This window comes from Klebsiella sp. LTGPAF-6F (assembly GCF_001753185.1).
GTDB lineage: Bacteria > Pseudomonadota > Gammaproteobacteria > Enterobacterales > Enterobacteriaceae > Klebsiella > Klebsiella michiganensis.
Map to the genome: position 1 here is coordinate 4,330,050 of NZ_CP017450.1, position 18,493 is coordinate 4,348,542.

General features: G+C 51.1%; 14 protein-coding genes and 2 pseudogenes. All 16 read right to left on the reverse strand.

The genetic code is table 11. From position 1 onward, the window contains the following. Window positions 1–195: 195 nt before the first annotated feature. Window positions 196–648, reverse strand: a complete 453-nt coding sequence (tssE, locus tag BJF97_RS20125) for a type VI secretion system baseplate subunit TssE (RefSeq protein ID WP_070082975.1) — start codon at window positions 646–648, stop codon at window positions 196–198. After that, window positions 641–1,177 carry a type VI secretion system lipoprotein TssJ gene (gene tssJ, locus BJF97_RS20130; protein WP_014230185.1) on the reverse strand — a complete coding sequence of 179 codons (537 nt, stop codon included), beginning with the start codon at window positions 1,175–1,177 and terminating at the stop codon, window positions 641–643. The genes tssE and tssJ overlap by 8 nt, the downstream gene beginning before the upstream one ends. Then, window positions 1,158–2,261 (reverse strand): type VI secretion system baseplate subunit TssG, encoded by a 1,104-nt coding sequence (gene tssG, locus BJF97_RS20135; RefSeq protein ID WP_032693684.1) that lies wholly within the window; start codon window positions 2,259–2,261, stop codon window positions 1,158–1,160. Before tssG ends, tssJ begins: the two co-directional genes overlap by 20 nt. Continuing rightward, window positions 2,216–3,979, reverse strand: a complete 1,764-nt coding sequence (gene tssF, locus BJF97_RS20140) for a type VI secretion system baseplate subunit TssF (RefSeq protein WP_014839078.1) — start codon at window positions 3,977–3,979, stop codon at window positions 2,216–2,218. Before tssF ends, tssG begins: the two co-directional genes overlap by 46 nt. Window positions 3,980–4,002: 23 nt before the next feature. Beyond that, window positions 4,003–4,737, reverse strand: coding sequence for a hypothetical protein (locus BJF97_RS20145; RefSeq protein ID WP_032693683.1), 735 nt, complete (start codon window positions 4,735–4,737; stop codon window positions 4,003–4,005). 64 nt (window positions 4,738–4,801) lie between these two features. Further along, window positions 4,802–4,996, reverse strand: a complete 195-nt coding sequence (locus BJF97_RS20150; protein ID WP_014230189.1) for a hypothetical protein — start codon at window positions 4,994–4,996, stop codon at window positions 4,802–4,804. Then, window positions 4,992–5,348: pseudogene (locus tag BJF97_RS20155) on the reverse strand (ImpA family type VI secretion system protein); the annotation flags it as partial. The pseudogene BJF97_RS20155 and the gene BJF97_RS20150, both read right to left, overlap by 5 nt. Then, complete coding sequence (locus BJF97_RS20160; RefSeq protein ID WP_014230191.1) at window positions 5,348–8,767, reverse strand: ImcF-related family protein; 3,420 nt, start codon at window positions 8,765–8,767, stop codon at window positions 5,348–5,350. The pseudogene BJF97_RS20155 and the gene BJF97_RS20160, both read right to left, overlap by 1 nt. Then, window positions 8,754–9,914: a hypothetical protein gene (locus BJF97_RS20165; protein WP_014230192.1), complete on the reverse strand. Its 1,161-nt coding sequence runs from the start codon at window positions 9,912–9,914 to the stop codon at window positions 8,754–8,756. Before BJF97_RS20165 ends, BJF97_RS20160 begins: the two co-directional genes overlap by 14 nt. A gap of 3 nt (window positions 9,915–9,917) precedes the next feature. Next, complete coding sequence (locus BJF97_RS32875) at window positions 9,918–10,184, reverse strand: PAAR domain-containing protein (protein ID WP_014230193.1); 267 nt, start codon at window positions 10,182–10,184, stop codon at window positions 9,918–9,920. A 29-nt stretch (window positions 10,185–10,213) separates the two neighbouring features. Next, window positions 10,214–10,894, reverse strand: a complete 681-nt coding sequence (locus tag BJF97_RS20170; protein WP_014230194.1) for a hypothetical protein — start codon at window positions 10,892–10,894, stop codon at window positions 10,214–10,216. Beyond that, window positions 10,891–12,795, reverse strand: coding sequence for a LysM peptidoglycan-binding domain-containing protein (locus BJF97_RS20175; protein ID WP_014230195.1), 1,905 nt, complete (start codon window positions 12,793–12,795; stop codon window positions 10,891–10,893). Before BJF97_RS20175 ends, BJF97_RS20170 begins: the two co-directional genes overlap by 4 nt. 8 nt (window positions 12,796–12,803) lie before the next feature. After that, on the reverse strand, window positions 12,804–13,343 hold the full coding sequence (locus BJF97_RS20180) for a hypothetical protein (protein ID WP_014230196.1): 540 nt from the start codon (window positions 13,341–13,343) through the stop codon (window positions 12,804–12,806). Further along, window positions 13,336–15,951 (reverse strand): type VI secretion system Vgr family protein, encoded by a 2,616-nt coding sequence (locus BJF97_RS20185; protein WP_014839083.1) that lies wholly within the window; start codon window positions 15,949–15,951, stop codon window positions 13,336–13,338. Before BJF97_RS20185 ends, BJF97_RS20180 begins: the two co-directional genes overlap by 8 nt. A 291-nt stretch (window positions 15,952–16,242) precedes the next feature. Continuing rightward, complete coding sequence (locus tag BJF97_RS20195; protein WP_014230199.1) at window positions 16,243–16,884, reverse strand: hypothetical protein; 642 nt, start codon at window positions 16,882–16,884, stop codon at window positions 16,243–16,245. Between the two features lie 174 nt (window positions 16,885–17,058). Then, window positions 17,059–18,153: pseudogene (locus tag BJF97_RS20200) on the reverse strand (AAA family ATPase); the annotation flags it as partial. Window positions 18,154–18,493: the final 340 nt, after the last annotated feature.

Genomic DNA, 18,493 nt, shown 5'->3' on the forward strand with positions numbered 1-18,493 from the left:
ACTACATGACCGGGCAATCATCAAACTCCCCTAAGCCACGTTTCCATTGACGCCTGGAGCTGGCTGATCCGCTGACGAAACGCCGCGATATCCGCTTCCGCCTTAGTATCAAAGGCTTCGCTGCAGGAGTGCTGGTCCTGTAGTTTTTGAAAAAATCGTGATTTTGCCGACATACTTTTACTGTCCGTCAGGAAATTAGAGGTGGGTCTGTGCATCAAGATACTGCTGCTGTTTAAGGTAGCGTATCAGCACGCGCCCTTCAGGCATGAACGCCGTGCCGTAACGCACCAGACCGATGCCCCTGAGTTCGGCATCAATGGCATAACGCAATTCCCCCGGAATAGTCTGCTCAAGCAGAACCACATCAATTTTCTTAAGCCGCGGCTCGTACTTCAGCAGTACAGCCGATAACGCTCCCATCAGTTCATAGGCAGTCCCTGGCATCCCCTGCAGGATTTTAGTCATATCCGGCAGACCGTAGTCCGGCAGGTGCGCCAGCGTACCGGCGCGGCAGTTGAGGATACGCTGCATATTGTCCAGCACAGAAATGATGGTCTGGTTCTGCTCGCTGACCTGATACAGATCAATGCCGCCAGTAAAATTGCCGTAGAGCGTTTCATATAGTGACGGACGGGGTGACTCACTCATCTTTCAGCGCCTGCAGGGTCAGCCGGTTGTTGCCCGCTTCGATGACGCGTGCCTTATCCGGATCGAGGTCATCGCGGCTCAGCACCACCCGCCAGGTGTTGTTCTCCTGGTCCGGCGACATAAACATGCCAGCCACCGCAACATACTGCGCGGTTTCCTCCATCGGCATATCCACCATCACCGCCCCACCCGGCTGCAGACGAATATCTTTCTCCGCTATCAGGTCTGCTTTAATAGCCTGACTGTCAGCCTTAAACAGTGACGGGTAGTCCGTCGTGTCGAAGGTTTTTCGGTCCTTGAGCTGGTAAATACGTACCACCGTCGACAGTGCCACGCCGCCTGCATTGCTGTTGACGGCCTCGCGGGCGCGAATATCCAGATGCAGGGTCTTTATCTGCTTATAAAAAATTGATTTAGTCACGGCAACGGTGCCGTCTGTCACTTTTTGCGTCAGCCCACAGCCAGCGAGTATCAGTGTGATACCCGCGGCCAGCGCAATCTGAGGAAAATTACCAGCGATAATCGCCATCTTCATCGGTCTCCCTGCGGTGAATATTTTCCTGGACCCGCTCATAGCGGCCAAGATTGATGTTTATAATTTGAGGGTGTACGACGGTATTCGTCGCATTCAGCGGCCGCATCACGGCGGTGCGGCCCAGCTGCACTGCACCAGCTTTGGGTTTAGTACTCATCGTCGCATCCGGCAGCAGGCAACGGTCGACACATAACTGCAGGCGCACATCGAGCCGTGAGCCAAGATACACATGCAGCAGAGCCATTAAATCCGTGTGAAGCTCCCCGCCCGGTAGCCAGCCCGGCACTTCAGCCGGGTCAGTGGTGGTCAGACGCATCAGTACCTGACTATTCACATCGGTGGCATAGTTACCCATCACCGGACGGTTTGTCAGGGTGACGGGCTGGCTGACGCTCATGGTCAGGGGCTTCTTCAGCGGCACGCGGCGTTTGTCGTGGTGCCAGATTTTTACCTGCGTGCCGGGTGCCAGCAGACGCACCAGTGAGGCCATGCCTTCTGCAGTCCTCCCCGGCAGCATCATGACCGGCAGCAGCGCCAGAAAGCGTGAGGCTGGCGCGGCGATACTGTCTGTACAGCCGTCAATCCCGAGCCCGGCCAGCCCCAGCAGGTACTGCGAAGTTTTGTCCTTACCGCCTTCCTCAAAAGTTGCCGGATACGAATATTTCCGCCAGATGCGGTAGTACTGGGCAATCAGCCGGTGATTGAAGATATCGAGGAAATCCGCCGTGGCTTCGTACCCTTCCCGCCGCTGGGTGATATCATCGATATAGTGCGTCGGCAGCGGAGACTCCACGCCATAAAGCCCCATAAAGGTGATACGTACCGTCGGCGGAAGATGCGGGTACTCAGCAGCGTCGAATGACCTGATTTCTGAAGCCGGGAAGCCCATCCCCGGGTGCGGCCTAAAACGTACCGGCTCATGACGTACCTGCCAGGTGCTGCCCGTAACCGGTTTGTCCGGCTGGCTCTGCTCCAGCAACTGACAGAAGCGGTAAAAATTGATATATGGCAGCCGGTCACCCAGCCGCTCCATCAGCCTGGCAGGCGCGGACTGTGATTCTCTTTCCACCGGATGCATTTTCCTTCTGGCTGAACGATGAGGGTAAGCTGGTTGAACTGGTTCATATCGACATACAACGCAAAAAACCGGTTAAGCATTTCACCAAACAGATGAATATCGCCCTCACCGGTAAAACCATTGCTGTCGAGGATCACTTCGATATCCAGGCCCCGTAGCAGGTAGCCCTGCTCAAAGCGCTGAAGGCGGTGATGCTCCACATGCTGAATAGCCTCCAGACGCCGGGTGTTCAGTTCATCTTCCTGCCAGTTATAGAGCGCAAGCGTCCCGCGCAGCACTTCAGCGGTACTCAGCATATTCAGGAATCCGGAGCCCAGGTGGCTCAGCACCCGCCAGTGGAATCGGTCTTCCGCAGGCGGGTAGACCGGCAGCGTCGGTTTGCAGAGGTTGCGTACTGAAAGCGGTGTACTGACCACCTGCTCACAGCTATCCAGCAGCGTGCTCTGCAATGCCCGGCGTGGTAACTGACCGTTGGTGCCGGTGATTTGTAGCGACACGGCTTCGCGGTCAAGGAGGCGGTCATCTTCCCACTGGTGACCGCCGAGGATAAGCCAGGTGTCATACAGCCCGGTCACACTGCGCTTCACGCGGGTATGGTAGTAACGCGGTGGTGCCTGGCGGCGCATCATCCCGCCTTTATGGCGGAAGGAGCTGAACGGCACATACTCCGCGTCGTTCGTCCGGTTTGAGCCGGTGACCGAATCCACGGAGTAAATCTCGGTGTGTCCGTCCTGCAGCCGTTTGGGGCGCAGCAGGTACTCACTTTCCAGGCCCGTAATGGTGAGCGGGTCCGCCTCCAGGGTGAACAGATTAATCACCGGCACGCAGTGCAGTCGAACCGCGTCATCGGTGACCGGCAGATCAGACGGCCACGGCGTGCTGAATACCACTTCAATGTCGAAGTACTCTGTCCCGGCAGGCGGCGTGATGCCGTCCAGGCCATTAAAGTGGACAAACATAAACTTGTCGCGGAAGGTGAAGTACTCCAGCAACAACTGGTAGCCGCTGAAGGCGGTATCCCCCTTCGGCCACAGCCCGTCTTCCTCCGCAAATCCTCCCGGCGAGAAGTACCCGTCAAGCCGAATACGATCGGTCTGCCCGGGCAGACGCATATACAGGGCAGCCTGTCGTTTCGTGAGCATCAGGTGCAGCTGACTGCTGACGGGTGCATCTGCGCCGAGATAGAGGCTCAGGCGGCTGAGGTCGGCATGCGACCAGTCCGCCTGACTACTGCAGGCCATGCGCATCCGCAACAGCGAACGTCCGTCAGGTTCGGTGGTCATGGTGACCGCTGAGACACTCAGGGGATTGAGCATTACATCCTGGGTCGTACGGTAACGACAGACCGTGTTCTTCGGCCCCACCGGGCGGGAGTACACCTCCAACCCCGCGGGCACGACTTCGGCCATTTTCATGGCATGCAGCGCTGGGGTAAGTGCCACCACCGAAAGCGACGGAATGGTACGCAGGTAATGCGGCCAGAGCATACTGACCAGCCCTTCGGTGAGTTCCGGCAGGTCGTCGTCAATCTTTTCGCGCAGCCGTCCCATCGAGAAAGCAAAGCCTTCAAACAGGCGTTCGACATACGGATCCGGTGTACCAGCTTTATCCAGGTCGAGCATCGCTGCACGATCGGGATGGGTTTGCGCGAACTCTTTTGCGGCTTCACGCAGGTAGCGCATTTCTGCATCAAAATAGCGCAGGGTCTGATCTTTCATATGCGTTCCAGCAGGAGTTAACCCTAGTGTTGTTGCCCGATGATTAAGCGTAGAAATGTGAGGGAGACAGGGAAAAATACGATATCTGCAGCAAGGGCCACAGGTGTGAGCACAATGTTGGTAGCAAGATTCTTCGGATAAAAATCGGTTTCATTGTCGGTCGCGTAAAATTCAACTTTATACTTTCGCCCCAGTGACTCGGTATTGGTGAATGTATAATTGAGACTTTTCCTTGGAAGAACTATGCCCTCAATATTGACATCTTTCCAGTATCCCCCCTTCGAGTTCTGGAAGCCTGAATGCTTAATGACATCTATATCGTATTCTGAAAGCTCACCTTCGCTTTTATTAACCCAGACACGTAACGAATCCTTAAAGCGAAAGACAGCATCCCCTTTTACAGAACGAGCCAACTGAAGCTTGAGCGTATTTTCTTCTTTACCTGCAATCAGTGGGATTTTGTCTGTTAATTTGTTTAAAGACAGTAACTCATCAGCCCCCCTTGTCAGAATATAGACATTTCTTTCACCTAAAAATGCGATACCTTCCGAAGGAATAATCAGAGGTATATTGGTCTTATCCTGAACAACAGAAGCGGAGATATTTTCATACTGAAAAATATCGGTGACACTATCCTGCATTTTCATAACATTCACCCGATGACTACCTGAGACTTTATTTCCTCCCCACAAAATTGCAGTACACCCGGACAGTAATAGCACCATGACAATGCATGCTACAAATTTAGTTATTTTCATGAAAGTTTATATTCCTGAAATCATTAATATCACCGGCATCATTTCCGGCACACATTTCTTTGCATTAACCGCACAGGACTGCCGCGCGGGCAGGATCGATAGCAATTAGCCCAGCAAGCAGGCTGTCCATTTCAGCGTGCAGGCGAGCTTTGTCCGACTCAGCCCGACCCGCTTTAATTCTCAGCAGCTTCAGATGGCGGGCCTGTACCTCAAACAGCAGCTCAGACTCCCAGTTCGTAAGGGTGCAGCTATGGACCAAAGCGCTCCAGCAGACCGGCCAGCAGTTCAAGTCCTTCAGCCAGTCCCTGTTCACCTTCGCGGTGCAGCTTCGCCCGGCAGTAGTACGTCGCGACGCGAATGTCTTTCGCGGTCGTGGTCAGCAGCTTCTCTGCCAGCCGGCAGATGAGTTCTGTATCCGCACCGGAAAGTTTGTTGACCTCCTCGCGCATCTGCTGAAAGTCATCGTCATAGCCCGGGTCTTCGCCAGCGGCCGATTGCCCGGACAGCGGCTGCAGCCAGCTGTCCCACTGCGCCACTCGCTCACGGGTTGCTACAAGTAATGGTTCCTGTTCTGTCTGGCAGGCGCTCAGTAATGTATTCAGCATGCTCATCAGTAGACCTCTTCTACTTCGCTGGCCTCGCTGGCGACCAGGCCTGATTCGGCCACGCCAGTCGTGCTGAAAATCGTCTCCGGCAGACGGAAGTTGCGCAGTTTCAGCAGCGCCAGTGGCCCCTCGCCCGCCTCTGTACGCAGGGTGTAATTGAGCGTGCGCCCGTCCTGTGCTTTCCAGCTCAGGCTGTAACTGCTACCAACGCCCGGATAAGCACTGACCACAGCTTTATCGAGCAGACGTATCCAGCCCCAGGCGCCAGGGATATCGGCGTACTGACGGGTTCCTGCCTGCGTGCTTACCCAGCTCAGGTTCGCCCCCGGAGCCTCGGTATCTGCAGGCCAGGCGAAGCGCTTCCACGCCGGCAACTGGTTTACATAGATCAGCTTCTGGCTGTCGATAATCATGTCAGTCTGCATTACCCCATCGGCAGTGCCCGGACGCAACTCGAAGTTCATGCCGGCACTGCCTTCGGTGAAAGCGACATCCGAGATATGGCTCAGGGTGTTGATGGCATTGAGGAACGCCGGATTAAAGGCCAGCCCCTGCGAGTTGATGCTGTCCGGCACCCAGTGGTTGCCCTCTTTGTGCAGCACGCCTCTGAGGCGGGTTTGCAGGAACTGCGCAATACGCCCGGAATCTGCATTGAGGTATTTAGCCAGCAGCGGCAGGGATACATCACTGCTGGAATTGTTAAACGGATAGCGTCCACCGAAGGCACTGTTCCACTCAGCAACCACGGCCTGCTGCCACTGGGCATTGAGGCTTTCGGCCGCCGGGGTCAGTACCTGCTGCCAGGCCTGCTCCATCGGCTGAACAAACACGGTACGGCCGAAGCCGCTCCACTCCAGGCCGAGACCGGCGGCAATCAGGCTGCCGTAGTCACGGGTTTCGGTGAGGTCGACCGACTTACCCTGAAATACGGTCTGCGCCAGCGTCTGTGTCATCGCCTGCGGGTCGGCGGCATTGGTCACCTGCTGCAGGCGCAGGCGCACCTGCGTCACGCGGGTCAGGAACGACTGCAGACTCAACTCCTGTGCACCTGTCCGGTTTTTGTCCATCAGCGCCAGTACCGGACCAAAGGTTGCATCCAGCGGGCCGTGAACACCAGCGCTCTGATCAATGGCATCCTGGTTATCACCGCCGAGCAGATTCTTCGCCGATTTCACCAGCGAATCCGAAATGGCTTCGCCTGTCTGCCCGGTGCGTCCCTGCACATTCAGGGTGTTCATCAGCGCCACCAGTGGTGACTGACGCACGTCGGCCATCAGGGTCAACTGGTCAATGGAATCCGACAGCGTGGTCGCCTGGTTCCAGCGCAGGCTGTTGAGGAACTCAAGCCATGCCCCGCTGAAGTCGGCAAAGTAACGTTCCGTCAGGCGATGTTTCAGAGCTTCCGGTGAGGTCTCGTCCTGTTTATTCATCTGACGCTTGCTGTCAGTCAGCACCCAGTCTAGTCCGTCCCGGCGTGCCTTCACCACCTTCTCGATAGCGGGCTGCACGGCCTGCTCCCAGGCCTGACGCGTAAACATCCCGGGCACGACTTCCGTGGTGCTGAACAGACGGGATGCATCGGTATCGCCGGTCATGTCTTCCAGGCGCATATCGACATAGAGGTGCGACACCTGAGTGAGCATCTTCTGGTACAGGGTCGATTCGCTGTTGCGTACGCCCATCAGACGAACCAGCAGGGAACGCGCCTGGCTGACCAGATTTTCATCAGCACGCAGTTTCCATTCAGGGTGCGCAACCAGCTGCACGCCATAAAACGACAGCAGAGAAGGCGCCATCCCCAGCCAGACGCCGTTTTTTACACCGTCACGCATCGGCCAGTCATTCAGCAATGCAGAGCCGAACCAGGCCGCGTCCATATGTTCCGGACGCGCCAGCATCAGGTAGAGTTTGAGCTGGTCATAAGTGTTTTTTGCCATCTGCTCACGCAGCGGGCTGCCCGCTGGCAATACATTAAAGGCATTAAGTTGTCTCTGCAGATGGTCAGCGGCGGCATCCCGCAGCAGCGGCAATGCGCTGTCCTGGTAACGTGGCCAGAGTGCGTCCAGCAACGCATTGTTCTGGCTTAGTCCGGCCTGCTCGTACCACGGCACGCCAAACTCAGAGCGGTACTGCAGACGGGACAGCGTTTTTTGCAGTTCAGACAGCGCGTGCAGGCGCTGCTCCAGGGGCTGATTCTGTCGGGCGGCAAGTGCCGCCTGGACATTAGCGCTGTCAATCTGGCTGCGGTTGGTGACATACGCGATGCCCATCCACGCAGCCCAGCCGACCATCGTAAGAGCAACAACAGACGCCATCACCCTGCGCCACGGAATGCCGGGCTTGTACGGACGTAGTCCGGCAGGGAGTGTCCGGACAGACTCCGGCAGGGCATCCCAGCGCTTATCCATGCCCCAGTGGTGCGGCACGGCACGTTCGGCACCGGCTGAAGGCTGACTGAACACCACGCCGGCCAGTAGAAGCGGACGGTACGGATTGAGTATCACCGACAGCGGTGCGGTCACGCTTTCCGGCTCACGAATGAGCTGGTCGGCAAGCGTCAGCAGGAAGTTATGTTTCACTTCACCGCAGGTCTGCTGCAGCCCCTGTGAAGTCAAATCTGGCGTCAGGGCGGACAGTTGCTCTGCCAGCCCTTCGGTACTGCAACCGGCAGGTAACAAACAGCCGGTTGCCTGCGTAATGCGCCCTTCCGGTTTACCGGCGCGTGGGTGCAGGGACCAGACATACAGCGGGAGCTGCCAGCCAAGCGCTTCCATACGTATGCTGATGGCGTGAGACAGGAAATCCATGGTGCTGTCTGAAGGTACCGGCAGCGGCTGCTCCAGCCCTGGCGCTGAGAGCTGGTCAAACGCTGAAGTGACCCATACCATGCCATCCACCGGACGGCGGCGCAGTTTGCGCAGCGCGGTAAGCCAGGCACTGTCGGCTGGCGTACTGAGGTCACCGCCCCACAGTAACAGCGTGCCGCGATCTTCCTGCCAGAGCTGAGTCGTGAGCCCTGGGGTCAGTTGCTCCACCTCAGATACAGTGCCAGTGACCAGCAGGATGCGTGTTTTACGGCCCCAGCGACGACCATAGAGGTTACGCATGGCTGCACGGATGGTATCAACGGTGACATTGCGTGGCGGTGTCTGCTTAACGCGACCTTCATCAGCAGGCAGGAGACTTTTACGCTTCGCCTGAAAACGCGACCACTGTTGTTTAATCGCCAGGCTAATAGTTTTGCCATGGCGGACAAGTAGCAGAAGAATTATCACCGCCACAGATACCAGCAGTTTAAGGCTATTACTGGTAAGTCCGAACGCATCGCCCTTTTTCCAGATAGCTAATCCGATCGCGGCAGCAATCAGTGCAGTAATACTGATGCGTCCCCAGTTACCACGCCACACTGAGTTATCCTTCACCATTCATCAGACTCCCTGTAGTTACGGTATTCACAAATCGCTGCTCTTTGTCACCCGAAAGCATCAGGCAATCTTCTTTTGTGAGCGCGGTTATGTCACTAACGACGGCGGCGATAATCCACGGTGAGAAAGGACCGCTAAGTCCGGCATATTTCTCCAGCCAATGGCACTGCTGGGGTTTCCAGCTGCCTTCATATTGTTTTGCACTGGCCAAAATAGTGGATAAATCCTCCCCCCACTCCATGCTGTCGCCCACAATTGCGCGCGCAGCGATCGCTTGTGATTGGGTCGAGAAAAAGATATCGAGCTCTTCACTCAGCATTTGGGTTGATTCAAGCGACATAGGCCGAAGCAGGCGAGCGTGATGGTTTAGCTGATACTTCGTTGCTACATCATCAGAAGTCAGCATTAAAGCCGAGAGGGAATCACTATATTCATTCCCTCCCTGAGTCTGGTGAACCAACAAAAGCTCAACATCCAGAATCGGGGCTTTAAGGCGTTCGCCCACCCAATCGAAGGCCCGGCCTTTAAGAATCGTCAGTAACGGTACGGGATAGGCCATTCCAACTAACTGGAGCCAGCATGCTGAAAATTCTCTCTGCAATGTCTCATCAGGATCGTGTGAATCAGTCAGTAAGGTTGCGTGGAAAGGGAGGTCTGATAAGCGCTGTAATTCTGATATGTTCAGTCCCCCAATCAATGCTGAAAAAGCATCTTCGCCAGCAGGTAACGTTATTCCCCGAGAAAGAGAGCTACTCTGCTCGAGATCTTTGGGGGATTGCAGAAATGTTGATGGTGTCAATTCATCAGGCAGGATTACCCGGCTATACAGAACCGCCAGATAACGACCGGCCCATGAAGTCCATTGCTGCTGTGCATAGTCTGCCTCATCGGATTCAAACTGATGAAGATCCATTGCGTGGTTATACATCCAGCCGCGAATACAAATCGTTACGAACCAGATAAAAAGAGGGCCTCCGGCAACAATCCAGAGGTTAAATTTTTGCAATTCACCCAGAAACTGATTGGCGTGAAGTACAAAGAGCAACACTCCGGCAATAACAGCAACAAGGCCTGCAATCAGCCAGATGACCAGTGAAGGCTCATCAGGTTCTGCAGCAATTGTGGCTTTCTGACGCTCCCAGCTCATAACTTATCCTACTGAACAATCCGACGCACTGGAGATAACATGGCAGCCACATTCACATTCGCAGCCATCCACAACAACAGGCTTCCCATCAGAGATCCATTCTGGTGATCCTTTTATAATGGCATTGACACCATGCCCTTCAACAGGGCAATTAATCTCATCGCCAACAAGAGCTACTTTCTTTCCGTTCACAATCATGGTCGAAGATGCAGATATAACCTCACCGCCGTGAGTAGTTTTATCCCCAAGCAATACAAATCCTTTGGACATAGCACACCTAACAAATTAGTTTACACGTTTTAATTGAGGCGACGGAACTGAATCCATCCGTTTTTAATTTGAGGAACAATATCATCATCGAGAAATGCAGAACAAATACCGAGTTCACCGACTGCGAAAATCGTTGTAGGGTAACCTATTTCTATTCCCTTTCGCCCTTCAGGGTCAGGCTCAGAATAATAGGGAAGGCCATTCTCTCTATAAGCGTTAACATCCAAGTATTGATTGCAGTTTACGTTAAATCCATTATCATCAATTAATGACAACGGGACCAACTCATCCTTTTCAAACTTTAACTTTTTCCCAGAAATTCTCTCACCAACAAATATATTTTCTGTGGTATCCTCTGTGACCATTCGAATAGTGCTTGAAGAAATAACCATATTCCCCTCAGCAAATCTAGCGCCAGCCCATCCAACCGTATTCAAATCAGACTCAACACTTTTCTGATAAAAATACACAGTCGGAACACCACCTTTAACTTCAACATATATTTCATTATCATCAGTAAACTTAGGAACAGGACTTAAGATATATTTACCCATATTTTTCCTGGGTTTGTTAGCTAAAACGCCATACTCTTTCATAGCACCATGTTCTTTATAAACCCAATATCCATAATACAGTCCATCTTTTACCTTAATAGTATTGCAGAATGCAAAAAAAGGAACAACGACAATAAAAAACAATATTTTTTTCATTGTACAATCTCCACATGGAATGCTGGCTCACCGCGATTTTCAAACGGGCTGATATATTTCATTTTACTTGGGTTATCTTTTGCATATTTTGTAATAGCCTTATCAAAAGCCCGCTGCAAAGCGGCAGGCAATAACTTTTTACTTATATCAAATACATTTCTCTGAGCATACGATTCAAGAGAAACGCAGTGTTTTGAAACAAGACGCCCATCTTTTTGTAAAGAATTGACTTTATCAACCATGGCTTTTTTAACCTGATTCTCCTTACTTTTATCTATGCCACCCACAGCGATAGCTGCTTGTACAACCTCCCGTCCCGCAGCAGCATAATAATCAAGCTGGGATTGTATCCCCTTGTTTTTCATGTTCATATACATTGCATCGACTTGTTTTTCCGCGGTGCGCAACGTACTGGTGATCATAATCTTATGGACACCTGCGGATTTCATTATCCCTTTCATAATATCAAGAGAATGATTAGTTACCAGATTTTTCAAGCTGAGAGGAATATCTTTAGAAAAATCCACCACCGGCTCAAAATTTTTATCAACAGAAACATTTTTAGCTTTCCCCTCGGAAGTAGTCTGATGCTTCTCTGGTTCATTTTTACTTCTACCAGCAACAGACTGATCCGTCGTCGTAGTTTTAATATGAATTACATTGCTTTCCTTTTCCGAGTCTGCGGACTTGCTTCCTTTTGGCAAAACAATATGGCTTCTCGAATACTCTATGGCTGCTTTAACATTAGCATTTTCAACCCCAACGCTTTTGAGAATCTCTTTCTTGGTCTGCTCAGAAACATAGCGGCTAACATATCCATGGTTTTTATTACTATCAGGTATTTTTAATTTCGCACCAATGCGCAACATATTTACGTTATGGATCTTATTAATCCTTGCCAATTTCTCTACTGATACACTATATTTCTTCGCTATTGCTGATAAGGTGTCACCTTTCTTAACGATATAAGTTAGAGTCTTATGCTTTTCATTGGTATTTTTTTCAACAGTTGCTTTAGCTAATTCTTTGTAATTATCAGCAAGAATAGTAAACACAACTTCTGAACCTGCGATAGCATTGACTGATTCAGTCATCCCGTTTTCATCAGTCACACCTTTGATAAGAACTAGAGTTTTCTCATAATCTGACACTAAATTTGGGCATGTTGAACTTGGAAATGGAGAGATTGCAGCAATATAATTTTTGTTTTTGAATGCTGTATTATTTCCCGTAGACAGTTTAAATTTAGTATTAACTTCAGTATTTTTTAGTAACCCTTCCACAACTGATAAATGCTTAGTTATATAAAGCGCCCACTTCTCGCCATCTGCGCTTTTCTCACGCGTACCATCGAGATATTTTCCTAAACTATAGGCACCATCATGATGCAACAAATAAAGCCATTCCCAGTATTCACTTTGATCTGATGTGTAACTCTCCATCACCTTCGATTTGTTAAGTAAAAAGGAATAAATAACCGCATAGCATCCTTTTTCAGCGTCAAAAACTTCCGCATTACGAAGATCTAGCTGAAAACCAAGAATGTCTTCAGATTGTGTCAATGCATCTTTGATAAAACCAACCGTTCCTTGTGCTAAACCAGCAGCACTAGTAGTCCCCGCTGCCGCATCGGGGTTAAATCCAGACTCAACCTTAGTGGTTAATAATATATAAGATATCTCTTTATAACTTAATCCATAGCGGACAGCTATGGTAATTATCATATCTATAATAGCATCCTGGACATCTTTATCAGCATCTCCTATTGTACGACTGTTACCTCTTAGCTTTCGGGATGTATCTATATCCGGATAGAGTGAGATTAAAGAAAATGGTTTAATCTGGTCATCAAAATATGTCTTTCCCTTTTTGGCATTCAAATACTCATATAAATCAGACATACCATTCCTCAGCGATTGCTAATAAAGTCTATGCGTGTATTGTCGTAGGGGTTTTTCATTTCTCGAGATCTAAGCTCAGAAAGTTTGTTGCCTGTGATAAAGTTCCCTGAAAGATCAATAAATGGGGCGTCAATATAGGACAACAATGAACCCTTTACGCTCTCCTCTTCATCCAGCCCGAGATGGTATCCGATCACAATATTTTCATTGTCATAGCATTTCATTGTGGAGGGTGTCCAATCACCAGGTTTAACTACATTATTGAAGGAATAACCCTGTTTTTCCAGGAGAGCTTTTTGGCTGTTCGGGATGTATGGCAAAGAAAACTCTTTATTATTCGTGCCGTTCTTTATTCCCAAGTGGTAATTTTTGCATATATTCTCCGTTGGGCTTTTTTCATTCACTTGGCATTCAGCACTGACCTTTACCAAAGCTGAGCCACATTGCATTTGTGCTGATTTAGCATTCCATGTGCCACTTGCAAAAGAAAAAAATGGAGTAAGCAACATGCATAACAAAAATTTAAACTTAAAAGTAATATCACGCACTTTTATTTCCCTCACAATCACTGCATTGGCAACCATCGTCCTGGAATGACATATCTGAAAATGATGAACAATGTACTCTTTCCACAATATTTTCACTATCGTACCAATAATCACTTTGAATCATTTCAACTTCAAAAGGCTCATTCGGGTTTGATGAGTAAACTGGAACTGTTTCACCGTTCTCGTCTGTTCTACCAAATAATTTCTGCCCATTACTCGATGTCAACATGTATGCCGCAGCGGCAACTGGAACTCCTGCATCAGACGATGCCGTAAATTTCCCACTATATCCAGATGGAAACTGGGGCATAACACTACTCATGCTTACACTACCCATTTTCTGCGCATTGGCACATTTCCACAGGATATTACCTTCACAGCCCAGAATAATATTCTTACCCTGCAACTGGATGAACGACCCATCCAAATTTTTAAGCACAACATCTTTCGCCGCCGTGATCTCAACCCGCCCTTCTGTACTGGTTACGGTCACATCCTTTTTGGCTATCGCATCAAGCGCATCATCCTGAGCCTGAATTTCTACTTTTCCCTTAGCAGCAAAAAGTTTCATTCCGGCCTTTCGGGCCAGCATACTCACGGCTTCACCTGCTGCTACGGTAAATCGTTTAAGTGCGCTAATGTCTGTATTCTGTTGCGACATGATCCCAACGCTGGCACTACCTGACGCCATGCGAACCGCCTGTGGGCTGGTGATGCTCACGCCTTCAGGTGCATTCAACACCATTCCTGGCTGCACCAGATCTTTGAGGGCATCAGTCAACTTCACCTGACTCTGAATATCAGCGGGTAGCGCCTGCGCGGTTTCAGCTGCGTCTGACATGCTGCGGGCAATACTCAGTGCATTCTCAAGCTGGGCTATCGCCTCCTGCATGGAAAGCATCTTGTCCCCGGCAAACGGTTGTTTATCTGCAGTGATAAACACACCAGCACCACCGCGAATGGAAACATGCCGGTCGGTGCGCAGTTCTGCCCCTTCACCACGAAGCTCCCTGGAAGCGTCTACATTGTGACCTAAATTGAGCTGCGTCTTGCCCCCGAACTCTGTACTGAGCTTGATGTGCTCTTCGCCGCGCTTGTCCTCCATCCGCAGCTTGTTCAGGCCAGCGGTACGGATGACATTGCGCGTGCTGTTGGCTTCAGTGACGTGATCGACGTGACGGGAGTCATGCAGGGCGTGAGCTATATACGGGCGATCCGGATCGCCTTCGTGGAATGCAATAGCAACTTCCGTGCCCTGTATCAGCGGGAAGTGGAAGCCGTATTTGTCTCCGCCGTAAGGTTTGGCAAAACGCACCGGCATACTTTCCATGCCCTGACGCTTGTCATCGCGGTCAGCATCAAATTTCACCCGATACATGCCCGAGGCATCCTGCCAGGCGTAGATATCGTTATCTTTGGCGCTGGTCACTCGTGCCGTCAGGGTGCCGCTGACCACCGGGCGCTTTTTAGCCGCAGGGCGCCAGCAACGGTTTTCGTAGTAGGGTATCGCTACCCATGCCACTTTTAGGGCATTCTTACGGCTGGCGTAGTAGCCAGTGCGGATAATAACAACACCGTTCTCCGTTTCACGGGGCAGTGTTGGCGGGATAGCCATTTCGGTAATAGTCAGTACCTGCGCCGGTCCAAGGGTGTGGTCGGTGCTGCTGCCGGTCACCGTGGTCTGGGTGGACAGGAAGCGTTCATGCTCCAGACGCGCCCAGAAGTTACCGGTTTCTGCCGGCGGTGTAATTTTGTCGCCACGTTCAAGGTGACGCGGGCGATAATGGTACACATCACCGTAGGTGTTCCCCTCGCCGTCGCCGCGGGTCATGTCAGCCGGTACGGACATCAGGACGCTCTGGGCTTCGCGGTGGTTGTAGTCACTGGCGGTGACCGAACGCTCCACCACGTTATGCCAGACTTGTACGCCCCACACCGAGTCGGCCGCATTGTCATTCTCCCCTGACGGGCTGTTCAGCGGCAGTTTCTTACCAAACGTCCAGGCACTCTGCTTGTCCGCGAAGTGCACCACTTCGGTCTGAGTGTCAGGCTGCAGGGTGAAGAAGTAAAAAATCCCCACCTCTGCCAGCAGGCGTTCAATAAACTCAAGGTCACTTTCCTGGTACTGGTTTATCTGTTCCCGTTTTGGGTAGGTTTGTTTAAGCTTGAATTCATATTCCCACCCTTTCAAACCATGCTCGCCAAGAATTTGCGCTACCACTTCCGGCACTGATTTGTTGACGAAGAAACGGTGAGTACGAAACTGCTTATCCAGTAAGGATATAAAGGGTTCCAGAATAATTTCATACGTAACCTGATCGCGTGAACCGATCAGGCGTCGGAAATTTGTCACCACGCCATGAACAATTTTACCGACAGTAGAATTAAATAGTTCTCCCACCCCTATGCTCAGCGTAGCGGTTTTACTTAACATCATTTCAGCCGTAAGCTCCGGATGTGAACTGGTAAAACGAATGGTGTAATGATATAGAGCACTCATTTGTTCTAAACCATCAAAACGTTCCACATCCAATGGATAAGGGCAGGAAGGAATATCTAGTTTATAGCGATTAAGGACCCCCCCTGTCATTTTAAATATATTTTCCATTTCTATAACTCCTGTCCCAGGTCAGAATGATATTAAATAAAAACAAACCCAACAGATATGATGAATATCATCTATAACGATCCCACTCATCATAAATATATTTCAGGGCAAATTTATAAAGGCCATAACCTATGAGAAAGGCGACTATACCTGCCCCTCCTAGAATAAAGCGGTAAGGATTGTCAGAAAAGAAGAAACAGTAGAAAGAGTAAACCATACTGATAGTTCCTAGCGTCATCCCAATGCTGGCTACGATCCGTGAAACAATGATAAGTATAAAATCTTTTATATTCATAAACCTCCAAAGAAGTATTTGCAGACATTATTAAACTCCTCAGGATTTATCCTTGCAATTTCACAAGCTGTCTCATAAGGCCTAACAATATCCTCAACAAGATAATAAAAAAGATCAAAGTCACCCATACTGTTTAATTTCTCATACATTATGGGGTTTCTTTCACGCAAGTACCGTGATGTGTAAATAGATCTTGATGCTTCAGCACCAATTCCCAAAACACCACCAGCAGCAGAACCAGAAAAAAAAGCACCAACCCCCTGAGATATAATCACCCTTCCGAGGTTAACACCCGTAAGCTGGGAGAACATTACTTTACCTATAACACTTCCAGATATATTTTTTGAAAAATGTGCGACTTTACCCATATCTACATAAGAAACAAAATCATCTATAAATGGCTTAATAATTTTATAAATAGTTTCATCGTTAAAGGTTACTTTTTTAACCAGTGCAGCTAACCGAAATTTATCATCCTGATTCTCTCTGCGGTATTCAGTGTCTATAAAATCATAGCCAAGATAGGCAAGGCTGACGGGTAAGGAAATAACGCCTTTTGCCACGGCACCGATAAACCCGGACCCATCGATATGAATAGCCTCAAGCATATCTCTGGCAATATCTTTTGCACTGTCCATAATTGTTACCCTTTAGATAAGCCTGTTAATAAAACTCCAGCCCTATGCCCTCTTCCTCGCTCCACCCCAGAGTCAGGAAGTGTGGTTTCTGCTTCGCCGCCATATGCGTCAGCAGTTGCTGACTCAGCACCGGCAGAATCTGCTGATTGAGCAGGCAGGCGGCGGTCAGCGCGTCATGCAGGCCGTTTCATCATCCGGTTCGTCCACTTTGACCATCTGGAAGCGGCGCTCCAGTGCGGCATCTCGTTCAAAATATTGCTTATATTCGCTCCAGGTGGTGGCCGCGATGGTGCGCAGTTCGCCACGCGCCAGAGCCGGTTTCAGCAGATTGGCCGCATCCGCCCCGCCGGCCTGGTTGCCGGCACCGATAATGGTGTGGGCTTCGTCGATAAACAGCGGAACCGGTACCAGTGACTTCTGTACGGCATCGATGACGTTTTTCAGGCGCTGCTCGAACTCCCCCTTTACACCAGTCCCCGCCTGAAGCAGGCCCAGGTCGAGAGTACGTAGAACTACAGGCTTGAGGGATTCCGGTACGTTGCCTTCGGCAATACGCAGCGCCAGCCCTTCCACCAGGGCGGTCTTCCCCACGCCCGGCTCACCGACCAGGATCGGGTTGTTCTTGCGGCGGCGCGAGAGAATGTCCACCATCTGGCGGATTTCCGTATCGCGCCCAAAGACCGGATCAATCTTGCCCTCTTTCGCTTTGGCGGTGACATCAATGGTAAATTTATCCAGTGCGTTCTGCAGGGCCGGAGTCAGCTCGCCTTCTTTTATCCCCGCGCCGACCTGACTGCCGACAAATTCCACTTCACCACCGTGATTTTGTGCCAGTTCGGCTTCCTGCTGCACTTCCGGGCGCTCATCTGACTGTGCATCCAGCAACGGGCGAAGACGCTCAAGTTGGCCCTGCCCGAGGGTCAGCAGCGGCCACAGTCCATCGCAGTGTGCCAGTTTAGGTTTATCGACCAGCGCCATCAGCAGGTGAATGCTGCGGATGTGCTCTTCACCCGCCAGCGAGGCATGCAGCCAGGCGTCCTGCATCAGGGTCTGAATACTGTCTGAGAGCTGCGGACGGCTGCGCACCGAACGGGGCAGCGTGTCGAGAAATGCCAGCAAATCCTGCCAGATGGCGTCCATATCCCATTCGTAGCGCCGTGCCAGCACCGTCAGGTCCCCCTCTCCCAGCTCCAGCAGCTTCAGCAGCCAGTGCTCAGGCAGGATTTCCGCGTGAGCGCGGGTCTGGCAGAGCGAAGCTGCCACTTCCATCGCACGGGCACAGTAAGGGTTCAGACGTCGCAACAGGCTGGCTGGATTTTTCCATGAATCTCTCTCTTTGTCAGTTCCTGGACACGCTACCGCCCCTCGCTGTTCACCAAAGCGCATAAGGTCAGGCAGACAGATTGTATTTTTCTTTGCTGAGTGCCCGCATATCAGGCTCTCAGCAAAAAACTGTGGACAGGAAACCCCGCCCGCATCAGGCGATTGCCCTAAATAATTCGTGTTGCAGGCAGGCGGCAAGTTCGTGAATCCCCGGGAGCATAGATAACTATGCAACCGGGGTGAGCGGATGTAGCCAACGCACCTGCGGCGCGAAGTATGACGGGCA

What these genes read in the sequence shown, in the direction of transcription:
- tssJ (WP_014230185.1), bottom strand. Translation starts at nt 1,177, where the DNA reads ATGGCGATTATCGCTGGTAATTTTCCTCAGATTGCGCTGGCCGCGGGT.
- BJF97_RS20165 (WP_014230192.1), bottom strand. Translation starts at nt 9,914, where the DNA reads ATGAGCTGGGAGCGTCAGAAAGCCACAATTGCTGCAGAACCTGATGAG.
- BJF97_RS20175 (WP_014230195.1), bottom strand. Translation starts at nt 12,795, where the DNA reads ATGTCTGATTTATATGAGTATTTGAATGCCAAAAAGGGAAAGACATAT.
- BJF97_RS20145 (WP_032693683.1), bottom strand. Translation starts at nt 4,737, where the DNA reads ATGAAAATAACTAAATTTGTAGCATGCATTGTCATGGTGCTATTACTG.
- BJF97_RS20195 (WP_014230199.1), bottom strand. Translation starts at nt 16,884, where the DNA reads ATGGACAGTGCAAAAGATATTGCCAGAGATATGCTTGAGGCTATTCAT.
- tssF (WP_014839078.1), bottom strand. Translation starts at nt 3,979, where the DNA reads ATGAAAGATCAGACCCTGCGCTATTTTGATGCAGAAATGCGCTACCTG.
- BJF97_RS32875 (WP_014230193.1), bottom strand. Translation starts at nt 10,184, where the DNA reads ATGTCCAAAGGATTTGTATTGCTTGGGGATAAAACTACTCACGGCGGT.
- tssE (WP_070082975.1), bottom strand. Translation starts at nt 648, where the DNA reads ATGAGTGAGTCACCCCGTCCGTCACTATATGAAACGCTCTACGGCAAT.
- BJF97_RS20160 (WP_014230191.1), bottom strand. Translation starts at nt 8,767, where the DNA reads ATGGTGAAGGATAACTCAGTGTGGCGTGGTAACTGGGGACGCATCAGT.
- BJF97_RS20185 (WP_014839083.1), bottom strand. Translation starts at nt 15,951, where the DNA reads ATGGAAAATATATTTAAAATGACAGGGGGGGTCCTTAATCGCTATAAA.
- BJF97_RS20170 (WP_014230194.1), bottom strand. Translation starts at nt 10,894, where the DNA reads ATGAAAAAAATATTGTTTTTTATTGTCGTTGTTCCTTTTTTTGCATTC.
- tssG (WP_032693684.1), bottom strand. Translation starts at nt 2,261, where the DNA reads ATGCATCCGGTGGAAAGAGAATCACAGTCCGCGCCTGCCAGGCTGATG.